8 protein-coding genes and 1 riboswitch are annotated in these 11,585 nt (G+C 72.0%); of the genes, 6 read left to right on the top strand and 2 right to left on the bottom strand.

Features of this window, described 5'->3' with window-relative positions:
* Both DW296_RS01195 and gdhA read left to right on the top strand, forming a co-directional pair.
* A partial coding sequence (locus tag DW296_RS01195) for a phosphoenolpyruvate carboxylase (RefSeq protein WP_136050740.1) occupies positions 1 to 2,353 on the top strand: 2,353 nt, incomplete at its 5' end.
* A 132-nt stretch (positions 2,354 to 2,485) separates the two neighbouring features.
* Positions 2,486 to 3,856, top strand: a complete 1,371-nt coding sequence (gene gdhA, locus DW296_RS01190; protein WP_136050739.1) for an NADP-specific glutamate dehydrogenase — start codon at positions 2,486 to 2,488, stop codon at positions 3,854 to 3,856.
* 71 nt (positions 3,857 to 3,927) lie between these two features.
* Here the strand turns inward: gdhA and DW296_RS01185 are convergent, their stop codons facing one another.
* Both DW296_RS01185 and mfd read right to left on the bottom strand, forming a co-directional pair.
* Positions 3,928 to 4,524 (bottom strand): gamma carbonic anhydrase family protein, encoded by a 597-nt coding sequence (locus DW296_RS01185; protein ID WP_025103909.1) that lies wholly within the window; start codon positions 4,522 to 4,524, stop codon positions 3,928 to 3,930.
* A 61-nt stretch (positions 4,525 to 4,585) separates the two neighbouring features.
* A complete protein-coding gene (gene mfd, locus DW296_RS01180) occupies positions 4,586 to 8,152 on the bottom strand; it encodes a transcription-repair coupling factor (protein ID WP_168428953.1) in 3,567 nt (1,188 codons plus the stop codon).
* Between the two features lie 143 nt (positions 8,153 to 8,295).
* Between mfd and DW296_RS01175 the strand changes: the two genes are divergently transcribed.
* The 4 genes from DW296_RS01175 to DW296_RS01160 form a co-directional block, all read left to right on the top strand.
* The gene (locus DW296_RS01175; protein ID WP_136050738.1) at positions 8,296 to 8,859 is read left to right on the top strand and encodes a GNAT family N-acetyltransferase; all 564 of its coding nucleotides are present in this window, start codon (positions 8,296 to 8,298) and stop codon (positions 8,857 to 8,859) included.
* 50 nt (positions 8,860 to 8,909) lie between these two features.
* Positions 8,910 to 9,773: an Fpg/Nei family DNA glycosylase gene (locus DW296_RS01170; RefSeq protein ID WP_136050737.1), complete on the top strand. Its 864-nt coding sequence runs from the start codon at positions 8,910 to 8,912 to the stop codon at positions 9,771 to 9,773.
* 67 nt (positions 9,774 to 9,840) lie between these two features.
* Positions 9,841 to 9,985, top strand: a riboswitch (FMN riboswitch).
* 64 nt (positions 9,986 to 10,049) lie between these two features.
* Entirely contained in the window at positions 10,050 to 11,108 is a 1,059-nt protein-coding gene (gene ribD / locus DW296_RS01165; RefSeq protein ID WP_136050736.1) for a bifunctional diaminohydroxyphosphoribosylaminopyrimidine deaminase/5-amino-6-(5-phosphoribosylamino)uracil reductase RibD, read from the top strand.
* Positions 11,108 to 11,585, top strand: a 478-nt coding sequence (locus DW296_RS01160; RefSeq protein WP_136050735.1) for a riboflavin synthase, incomplete at its 3' end; no start/stop codon positions are given. The genes ribD and DW296_RS01160, both read left to right, overlap by 1 nt.

Genomic DNA, 11,585 nt, shown 5'->3' with positions numbered 1-11,585 from the left:
GTCGAGGCCGATGCTGATGAGGATTGGCCCCGCCACCTGCAGCGCCGTCGAGATGACGAGCACGGTCGCGGGGGCGTACGCCCGGCTGCGCGAGGAGGTCGGCGACGACGAGGCCCGTCGTCGTCTGGACGGCCTGCGCTTCCACCCCGTCTTCACGGCCCACCCGACCGAGGCCCGCCGCCGTGCGGTCTCGTCGAGCATCCGCCGGCTCTCCGAGCTGCTCACCCAGCACGACGCGGCCAGCGCAGGCGGCTCCGAGGAGCACCGCGCCCGCCGCCGGATGCTCGAGGAGATCGACACCCTGTGGCGCACGGCGCCGCTGCGCGCGCAGAAGCCGTCCCCGACCGACGAGGTCCGCACCGTCATGGGCGTCTTCGACGAGACGCTGTTCACCACGGTCCCCCACGTCTACCGCCGGATCGACGATGCCCTCCGCGGCGAGGAGTCCGGCGCCAGCGCCCCGGTCGTCCCGGCGTTCGTGCGGATCGGCTCCTGGGTCGGCGGCGACCGCGACGGCAACCCCTTCGTCACCGCCGCGGTCACCCGCGAGGCGTCGCAGATCGCCTCGGACCACGTGCTCCGCGGCCTCGAGCGGGCGCTCGACCGGATCGGCCGCACGCTCACGCTCGCCGCGGACGACACCCCGCCCAGCGCCGAGGTCACCGCGCTCTGGGAGCGGTTCGCCGCCACGGAGCCGACGGTCGCCGACGAGCTGGCGGCCCGCTCCCCTGACGAGCCGCACCGCCGGGTCGTCCTCGTCATGGCCCGCCGCGTGGCGGCCACGCGTCGCGGAGACGACGAGGGCTACACGGGTCCGGAGGAGCTGCTCGCGGAGCTGCGCGCCGTGCAGTCCTCCCTCGTCGCCGCCGGGGCCCGCCGCCACGCGTTCGGCGGCGTGCAGCATCTGATCTGGCAGGTCGAGACCTACGGCTTCCACCTCACGGAGCTCGAGGTGCGCCAGCACTCCCAGGTGCACGCGAAGGCCCTGGCCGAGCTCGAGGCGGGCGGGCCGATCAGCACGCAGACCGAGGAAGTGCTGGAGGTTTTCCGCGCGATCGCGGACATCCAGCGCGACCGGGGTCTCCGCGCCGCGGGCCGCTACGTCGTCTCCTTCACGCAGGCGGCCTCCGACCTCGCGAACGTGTACGAGCTGGCCCGCCACGCGCTCGGCGACGACGCCCCGGTGCTCGACGTCGTGCCCCTGTTCGAGACCTTCGCCGACCTGCAGGCCGCCCCGGGCATCCTCGCCGAGGCTGTGACCTTCCCGGAGTTCCGCGAGCGGATGGCCGCGACCGGCAACCGGCTGGAGGTCATGCTCGGCTACTCCGACTCCTCCAAGGACGTCGGGCCCGTCGCCGCGAATCTCGCGCTGTACACGGCGCAGGAGAAGATCGCCCGCTGGGCGCAGGAGTCCGGCATCGAGCTCACCCTCTTCCACGGCCGCGGCGGTGCGCTCGGCCGTGGCGGCGGCCCCGCCAACTCCGCGATCCTCGCGCAGCCCCCGCATTCCGTCGACGGTCGGTTCAAGCTCACCGAGCAGGGCGAGGTCATCTTCGCCCGGTACGGCGAGCCCGCGATCGCGATGCGGCACATCGACCAGGTCGCCGCCGCGACGCTGCTGGCCTCCTCCCCCACGGTCGAGGAGCGCACGAGCCGCGCGGCCGCCCGCTACGCCGACGTCGCCACGACCATGGACGCCGCCTCCCGTGAGCGGTTCTTCGCGCTCGTCAAGGCCGAGGGCTTCGCCCCGTGGTTCGCCACCGTGACCCCGATGGAGGAGATCGGCCTGCTCGCGCTCGGCTCGCGGCCCGCCCGCCGCGGCCTCTCGGTGGAGTCGCTGGAAGACCTCAGGGCCATCCCCTGGGTGTTCGCGTGGACGCAGGCCCGGATCAACCTCGCCGGCTGGTTCGGACTCGGCACCGCGCTCGAGGCCGTCGGCGATGAGGAACTGCTCACGGAGGCCTACCGCGAGTGGCCGCTGCTGCGCACGATGGTCGACAACGTCGCGATGAGCCTCGCCAAGACCGACGAGCGCATCGCCCGGCAGTACCTCGCCCTCGGCGACCGCGACGACCTCGCCACCCTGGTGCTCGACGAGCTCGCCCTCACGCGACGCTGGGTCGTCCGTCTCACCGGAGGCGAGGGTCTGCTGGAGAACAAGCCCGTGCTGCAGCGGGCGGTGCAGCTGCGCAGCCCGTACGTCGACGCCCTCTCGCTCCTGCAGCTGCGGGCGCTCCGCGCGCTCCGATCGGCGCCGGAGCAGCCGGAGGGCTCCGGCGCGGACGCCGAGCAGCAGCGCCTGCTCCTCCTCTCCGTCAGCGGGGTCGCCGCCGGCCTGCAGAACACCGGGTGACCCCGGCCGCTCCGCCGTGTGCGCGGAGGCCCTCGTCGCCGACGCTAGAGTGAAACCTCCGCCTCACCCGGCTCTGCTTTCGCGCGCGACACGATCGCCCGCACCCCATCCCCCATCAGAAAGCCCTCCCGCGTGACCGTCACCACCCCCACCGACTTCCACCCGCTCGCCGACTCCGTGCAGCCCGTCTTCGACACGGTGCTCGCTCGCAGCCCGCACGAGCCGGAGTTCCACCAGGCCGTCCACGAGGTGCTGCACTCCATCGCCCCGGTGCTGGAGCGCCACCCGGAATACGTGGACGGCGGGATCCTGGAGCGCCTGGTCGAGCCGGAACGGCAGATCATGTTCCGCGTGCCGTGGGTCGACGACGCCGGGAAGCTGCAGGTCAACCGCGGTTACCGCATCCAGTTCTCCTCCGTGCTCGGTCCGTACAAGGGCGGTCTGCGGTTCCACCCGTCGGTCAACCTGTCGATCATCAAGTTCCTCGGCTTCGAGCAGATCTTCAAGAACGCGCTCACCGGTCAGGGCATCGGCGGCGGCAAGGGCGGCTCCGACTTCGACCCGCACGGCAAGTCCGACGCCGAGGTCATGCGGTTCTGCCAGTCGTTCATGAACGAGCTCTACCGGCACCTCGGCGAGCACACCGACGTCCCCGCGGGTGACATCGGCGTCGGCGGCCGCGAGATCGGCTACCTCTTCGGCCAGTACCGCAAGGTCACCAACCGCCACGAGTCCGGCATGTTCACGGGCAAGGGCACCGGGTGGGGCGGCGCCGAGGTGCGGACGGAGGCCACGGGCTACGGCGCGGTGTTCTTCGCGCAGGAGATGCTCGGCGTGCACGGCGACTCCCTCGACGGCAAGCGCGTCGGCATCTCAGGCTCCGGCAACGTGGCGATCTACGCGATCCAGAAGGCCGCGCAGCTCGGCGCGACCGCGGTGACGGCGTCCGACTCCTCCGGCTACATCGTCGACGACGCGGGCATCGATCTCGACCTGCTGCGTCAGCTCAAGGAGGTCGAGCGCGCCCGCATCGTCGAGTATGCGAACCGCCGCCCGAGCGCCCGCTTCGTGGAGAGCGGCAGCGTGTGGGAGGTGCCCGTCGACATCGCGGTGCCCTCCGCCACCCAGAACGAGGTCAGCCTCGCCGATGCGGAGGCCCTGATCGCGAACGGCGTGCGCGCCGTGTCCGAGGGCGCCAACATGCCGTGTGTGCCCGAGGCCGTCGAGGCCTTCCAGAAGGCGGGCGTGCTGTTCGCCCCTGGCAAGGCCGCGAACGCCGGCGGTGTCGCGACCTCGGCGCTGGAGATGAGCCAGAACGCCTCGCGGCAGCGCTGGAGCTTCGGCGACAGCGAGAACAAGCTGCGCGAGATCATGGGCGACATCCACCACGCCGCCTTCGAGGCTGCGGAACGCCACGGCGTCCCCGGCGACTACGTGGCGGGCGCCAACATCGCCGGCTTCGAGCGCGTCGCCGCGGCGATGCTCGCCCAGGGCGTCATCTGACCCGTTCGAATCGCCTGAATGGTCCCAAATCCGGCCGAGATGGGACCATTCGGGCGATTCGAAGGTGGGGGTCAAACCTGACGGTCGTCGGCGTGCCGCGCGAGGGAGCTGCCGTAGCGCTCCGTGAGCTGCACCATGAGGTCGGGAGTGTCCCGATCGACGCCGAAGACGTGTCCGGGGAAGTCGAGCTCAGGCTGTGCAGCCGCGATCTCGGCGTCCCGGTCAGGTGAGAGCAGCTGCACCGGATCGCCGACCGCGACCCACCCGATCGGCACCACCGTCCCCGACGGCAGCACGGCGCGGCGATGCACGATGGCGTTGACCCGCACCTCGCAGCGGTCCCCGACGAGGGCCCCGTTGAAGACCCGGGCTCCGGATGCGAAGAACACCTCCTCGCCCACGGTCGCCCCGGCGATGCTGGCCAGCGTCCCGACGAGGGTGTGCGCCCCGATGTGGACGGCGTTCGCCGCGGTCGCCCTGATCAGCGCGTTCTCCATCACGATGACATGTGCGCCGAGGGTGATCGGGCCGCCCTCCGCGGTGATGACGGCGCCGTGCAGCACCTGGCAGCCCGGTCCGAGCTCCACGTCGCCGGAGATGACGGCGGTGGGAGCGACGACGGCGGTGTCGTGGATGCGGGGGCGAGCCCCGAGGTGCTCGTACAACATGCGGCCAGACTAGCCCGCGGCGTCTGCGGCGCGCACGACTTCGGAGATCATCACCACCGGGTCACTCGGGCTTGGCGGGCTCGGGGAAGATGGCGGTGAACAGCTGGTCGACCCAGGCGAGCAGCTCCGCGTCGGGCAGCGGCTCCACGCCCACGCCGACCGCCGCGGGCACCGTGGGCATCGGCACGACCAGCGCCTCCCCGCCGGAGACGAGCTTCGCCTTCGGATAGAGCCGCTGCAGCCGGACCTTGATGGAGTCCTCGAGGCGGGCGGGCGCGAGGCGCAGGTTCGACCCCATGGCCACGACGTCGGTGAGCCCGGCCCTGGCCGCCCGGCGCCGCAGTCGCGCGATCGACACGAGACCGGTGACCTCCTCCGGCGGCGTGCCGTAGCGGTCGACGAGCTCCTCCACCACGAGATCGATGGCGTCGTCCTTCGCGGTCGCGGCCGAGGCGGCGGAGAGCTTCTGGTAGGCCTCGAGCCGGAGGCGTTCGCTGTCGATGTAGTCCTCGGGGATGCGGGCGTCGAGTGGCAGCTCGAGTCGGAGCTCCTGCCCGGTCTCGACCTCCTCGCCGCGGAAGGTCGCGACGGCCTCGCCGATCATGCGCAGATACAGGTCGAAGCCGACCCCGGCGATGTGCCCGGCCTGCTCCGCGCCGAGGAGGTTTCCGGCACCGCGCAACTCGAGGTCCTTGAGGGCGACCTGCATACCGGAGCCGAGGTCGTTGTTGACCGCGATGGTCTGCAGCCGGTCGGCCGCGGTCTCGCTCAGAGGCTTCATGTCGTCGTAGAGGAAGTACGCGTAGGCGCGCTCCCGTCCGCGGCCCACGCGTCCGCGGAGCTGGTGGAGCTGGCTCAGCCCGTACTTGTCGGCGCGGTCGATGATGATCGTGTTCGCGTTGGAGATGTCGAGGCCGGTCTCGATGATGGTGGTCGAGACCAGGACGTCGAACTTGCGCTCCCAGAAGTCGTCGACGACCTGCTCCAGCGCGTGCTCCCCCATCTGACCGTGCGCGACGGCGATCCGCGCCTCGGGGACCAGCTCGGCGAGCTCGGCCGCGACCCGCTGGATCGACTGCACGCGGTTGTGCACGAAGAAGACCTGCCCCTCGCGGAGGATCTCGCGGCGGATGGCGGCGGCGATCTGCTTGTCGCTGCGGGGCCCGACGAACGAGAGGATCGGGTGCCGGTCCTCCGGGGGCGTCGCGAGCGTCGACATCTCGCGGATGCCGGTGACCGCCATCTCCAGGGTGCGCGGGATCGGGGTGGCGCTCATGGCGAGGATGTCGACGTTGGTCTTCATCTTCTTCAGCGCGTCCTTGTGCTCGACGCCGAACCGCTGCTCCTCGTCGATGATCATGAGGCCGAGGTCCTTGAACAGCACCTGGTCCGTGAGGATGCGGTGCGTGCCGATCACCATGTCCACCGAGCCGTCGAGGAGGCCCTGCAGCGTGAGCCGCGCCTCCTTGTCGGTCTGGAACCGCGACAGCGGCCGCACCTTGACCGGGAACCCGGCGAAGCGCTCCGTGAACGTCTCGAGGTGCTGCTTGACGAGCAGGGTCGTCGGCACGAGCATCGCCACCTGCTTGCCGTCCTGGATGGCCTTGAACGCCGCGCGGACGGCGACCTCGGTCTTGCCGAAGCCGACGTCGCCGGAGAGCAGCCGGTCCATCGGGATCGGCCGCTCCATGTCGGCCTTGATCTCGTCGATGGTCTGCAGCTGGTCCTGCGTCTCCGCGAACGGGAACGCCTCTTCCAGCTCGCGCTGCCAGGGGGTGTCCGGGCCGAAGGCATACCCCTTGGCACTCATCCGGGCGGAGTAGAGCTTGACGAGCTCGACGGCGATGTCGCGGACTGCCTTGCGCGCCTTGCCCTTGGCCTGCGCCCAGTCGCTGCCGCCCATCTTCGACAGGGTCGGGGCCTCGCCGCCGACGTACTTCGACAGGAGGTCGAGCTGGTCGGTGGGGACGAACAGCTTGTCGCCGGGGTAGCCGCGCTTCGACGGCGCGTACTCCAGCACGAGGTAGTCGCGGACGGACTTCGCGGCGTTGCGGCCGCCGGTGGAGACCTCGCGCTGGGTCATCTCGACGAACCGGCCGATGCCGTGCGTCGCATGCACGACGAAGTCGCCCTGCTTGAGCTGCAGCGGGTCGACGACGTTCTTCCGCCGGGAGGCGAGCTTCTTGACGACCCGCTGGTCGCCGCCGATCGTGCGGCCGTAGAACTCGTTGTCGGTGAGGACGGCGAGCTTCGCCTCCGGCACCTGGAAGCCGGCCTCGACGCCGCCGACGGTGAGGGTCGCGACCCCCGGGTCCGGCGCGTCCGCGATGGTCTCCATGACCCGCGCCGCGATGCCGCGGTCGGACAGCACGTCCCGGGCGCGGTCGACGAGGCCGTGTCCGGTCGCGAGCACGACCACCCTCCAGCCGTCGGCGACCTTCGCGTCGACGAAGGCGATCGCGCCGTCGACGTTGCCGTGGAAGGACGGGATGACGGTGGCCGCCTCGACGCTCTCCGCGGTCGCATCGCCGATCCCGAACGGGCTCAGCCGCCACCACACGCCGCCCCGGTCGCGGACGACCTCGCGCAGGTCGGCGATGGTGAGGAAGTCGCCGGCGCCGAGGTCGATGGGGGCCGAGGCACCAGAGGTCGCCGCGCTCCAGGCGGCGTCGAGGAACTCGCGGTTCGTCTCGCCGAGGGTGAGGGCGCGGGCGGTCGAGCGCTCCGGATCGATGACGGCGGTCGCACTCCCCTCGGGCAGATACTCGACGAGCGACTTGAGGGGACCGGCGACCGCGGGCAGCAGCGACTCCATGCCCTCGACCGGGATGCCCTCGGCCATCTTCTCGAGCATGCCGCTGATGGCCGGGAAGCCGCCGATCAGCGCCCTCGCGCGCTCGCGCACCTCCGCGGTCAGCAGCAGCTCGCGGCTGGGCGGGAGGTCGACACCGGGCACGTCGCCGGGGAGCGAGCGCTGGTCCGCCACGGAGAATGCGCGGATCTGATCGATCTCGTCGCCGAAGAACTCCACGCGGTACGGGTGCTCCGACGTGGGAGGGAAGACGTCGAGGATGCCGCCGCGGACGGCGAACTCGCCCCGTCGCGACACCATGTCGACGCGGGAGTAGGCCCGTTCGACGAGCTGCTCGGCGACGTTGTCGAGCTCGTTGCCGCGGCTGCCCACGGTCAGCTCCAGCGGCACGATGTCGCCCAGGTTCCCGGCGATGGGCTGGAGCGCGGCGCGCACGGAGGCCACGACCACGAGGGGGCGTTCCCCGGACCATTCGGCGATGCGGCGCAGGGTCTGCAGTCGCAGGCCGACCGTGTCCGGGCTGGGGCTGAGGCGCTCGTGCGGCAGCGTCTCCCAGGCGGGGAAGGTGAGCACCTCGGCGTCCGGGACGTAGGTCTCCAGGGCCTGCGCCACCGACTCCGCGCGACGCCCCGTCGGCACCACGGCCAGCAGCGCCGCCGGGTGGCCTGCCGCCGCGCGCTTGGCGAGCAGGCCCGCGAGCACGGGCGCGTCGAGCCCGTCGACCAGGCCGAGGTCGGCGTCGGTGTGCGCCCAGGCGAGAGCGTCACGATACAGAGACGCCTCTTCCAAGGCGCGCAGAATCCCCGGAACAGTCACCGGACAAGCCTAATCGCGCCCACGGACACTGCGGTCGGCTTCCTCCCCTCCCACCCCCTTCCGTGCCTCCCACCCCTGTGCGAACGTCCGGAAGGGGCCGGGGCGGACCGAAGGGGCCGGGTCGAGCGTCTTAGGCTGGAGGGATGCCTCCGGTCACCCTCACCACCGCACGACTCGTCCTCCATGCCCCGACGGAGGCGGATGTCGACGCGATCACCGAGGCGTGCCAGGACCCCGAGATCGCGCGGTGGACGACGGTGCCCTCCCCCTACTTCCGCCAGGACGCGGAGGACTTCGTCGCCCTCGTCGAGCAGTGGTGGGAGGACGGCTCGCAGACCGTCTGGGGCGTCTACGCCGACGACGTCCTCGTGGGCATGGTCGGACTGCACCACATCGGGGAGCATCCGGCCGGGGGCCATGCCGAGCTCGGCTACTGGGTCGTCGCCGACGCCCGCGGCCGCGGCTACCTCGTCGAGGCCGCGCGGGCCGTGCTCGACTGGGGCTTCGCGGAGCTCGGTCTCGCCCGCATCCGCTGGCAGGCCGTCGTGGGCAACGTCCCCTCCGCCCGCGCCGCCCGCGCCCTCGGCTTCCGCTTCGAGGGCACCATGCGCCAGGGACTCACCAGCCAGCGCGGACGGGACGACGGCTGGCTCGCCGGGCTGCTGCGCGACGACGACCGGACGCCGGTCGAGTGGCCGGTGCTCTGACCGCACGTCCCAGGCGTGACAGCGTCGGACCCCGGTGACAGGATGGCTGCATGCCTGAGATGCCGGAGGTCGAAGGACTCGTCGCGTTCCTCGGCGAGCGCACCACCGGACGCACGATCACCCGTGCCTCCGTGGCCGCGATCGCCGCACTGAAGACATACGACCCGCCGATCTCGGCGCTGGATGGCGCGACGATCACCGGGGCGGAGCGCCGCGGCAAGTTCGTGGTGCTCTCCTGCGACTCCGAGCTGCACCTCGTCTTCCACCTGGCGAAGGCCGGATGGCTGCGCTGGTACGACGCTCTGCCGACCACGCTCCTCAAGCCGGGCAAGTCGCCCATCGCGCTGCGGATCGCCCTCGACGACGGCAGCGGCTTCGACCTGACCGAGGCCGGGACGAAGAAATCGCTCGCCGTGTACGTGGTGCGCGACCCGGCCGAGGTGCCCGGCATCGCCCGGCTCGGCCCCGACCCGCTCGATCCGTCCTTCACGCGCGACGCCTTCGCCGCGCTGCTGGACGACCGGCGGATGCAGATCAAGGGTCTGCTGCGCGACCAGGGCGTGATCGCGGGCATCGGCAACGCCTACTCGGACGAGATCCTGCACGCGGCCCGCATGTCGCCGTATGCGATCGCCGGCACGCTGGACGGCGCCGAGATCGACCGCCTGTTCGCGGCGATGCAGGAGACCCTCGCCGAGGCCGTCGCCGCCGCTGCAGGCAAACCTCCGGCTGACCTCAAGGACGCCAAGCGCCGCGGCATGCGGGTGCACGCCCGCCGGGGCGAGGCGTGTCCGGTCTGCGGCGACGAGGTGCGCAGCGTCTTCTTCGCCGACCGCTCCCTGGAGTACTGCCCCACCTGTCAGACCGGCGGCAAGGTGCTCGCCGACCGGCGGCTCTCCCGCCTGCTCAAGTGAGGGGCCGGGCACGGCGGCTGCCACGGAATGAAACGGGCACGAACGCGTTGAGTACACTCAGAACAGCAACGTGCTCCGGGGTCGGTGGGAATCCGAACCGGCGGTGACAGTCCGCGAGCGTTCCGAGTGATCGGGATGCCGATCCGGTGGAATTCCGGAACCGACGGTGATGCGAGGGACACCTCGCTAGTCCGGAAGGGAGGCAGCACGAGGCGCACGCGCGTGCGTCCGTTCCGCCACCCTGCAGCGACCCCGAGGCCGCAGAGAGGACGACGGATGGCAGTGACCGCGACAGAGCGCCGCGCGATGGATCGCGCGCTCGCCCTCGCGACCCGCGGCTCCCGCGGGGTCAACCCGCAGGTGGGCGCCGTGCTCCTCTCCCCCGACGGCGAGGTGCTGGCCGAGGGCTGGCACCGCGGCTCCGGCACCCCGCACGCCGAGGTCGACGCCCTGTCGAAGCTCGCGCCCGGCGCCGCACGCGGGGCGACGGCGATCGTCACCCTCGAACCCTGCAACCACACCGGTCGCACCGGTCCCTGCGCGCTCGCGCTCATCGACGCCGGGGTGGCGCGGGTCGTCTACGCGCTCGACGATCCGGGTGAGGTCTCCGGCGGCGGCGCGGAGCGGCTGCGCGCCGCGGGCGTCAGCGTGGAGGCCGGAGAGCGGGCCGACGAGGCGCGCGCGCTGATCGGCGACTGGCTCTTCGCGGCGCGGCGCGGCCGTCCGCACGTCACCGTGAAGTGGGCGCAGAGCCTCGACGGCAGGGCCGCGGCGGACGACGGCACCAGCCAGTGGATCACCGGGCCCGAAGCGCGTGCCGACGTGCACCGGCGACGCGCCGAGGCCGACGCCATCGCGGTCGGCACCGGCACCGTGCTCGCCGACGACCCCGCGCTGACCGCCCGCGCCGGCGACGAGCTCCTTCCGCATCAGCCCGTCCCGGTCGTGATCGGCGCCCGGCCCGCCCCTGCGGATGCGGCGGTGCACCGCCATCCGCACACGCCGGTGTTCTTCGACACGCACGACCTGTCGGCGGTCCTCACCGCGCTGCACGCGCGCGGCATCCAGACGCTGTTCGTGGAGGGCGGCCCGACGCTCGCCAGCGCGTTCCTCGCCGCCGGACTCGCGGACCGTGTGCTCGCCTACGTCGCCCCGGTCCTCCTCGGCGGGAACCGCCTGGCCGTGACCGACATCGGCGTCCGTTCGATCGACCAGGCACGTCGCCTCGTCGTGGACGAGTGGCTGCCGTTGGGCGCAGACCTGCTCGCGATCGCGCATCCTGCGGACGCGGACGACCCGGACCAGACGGGCCCGGAGAAGGAGGGAAGCCTCTGATGTTCACCGGAATCATCGAGGAGATCGGCGAGATCACCGCCATCGCCGAGGCGGGCGACGGCTGGCGGCTCACGGTCCGCGCCCCGAAGGCGGCCGCCGACGCCGTGCACGGGGAGTCGATCGCGGTCTCCGGCGTCTGCCTGACCGTCGTCGGCTCCACCGCGGAGACCTTCGACGCCGACGTCATGAAGCAGACGCTCGACGTCGCGGCCCTCGGCACGGCGACCGTCGGCACGAGAGTCAACATCGAGAAGGCGATGCCCGTCGGTGCGCGGCTCGGCGGGCACATCGTGCAGGGCCACGTCGACGGCACCGGTGTCGTGCTCGAGGTGCGGCCGGGCGCGCAGTGGAGCGTGCTCCGCATCAGCCTTCCGGACGAGCTCGCGCCGCTCGTCGTCGACAAGGGCTCCATCTCGGTCGACGGCACCTCGCTGACGGTGAGCGCGGTGAGCCCTTCGACAGGCTCAGGGACCCAGG

Origin of the sequence: Microbacterium sp. K36, assembly GCF_004794355.1 — a bacterium.
GTDB lineage: Bacteria > Actinomycetota > Actinomycetes > Actinomycetales > Microbacteriaceae > Microbacterium > Microbacterium paraoxydans_D.
This window is presented reverse-complemented; position numbering and strand designations above follow the sequence as displayed.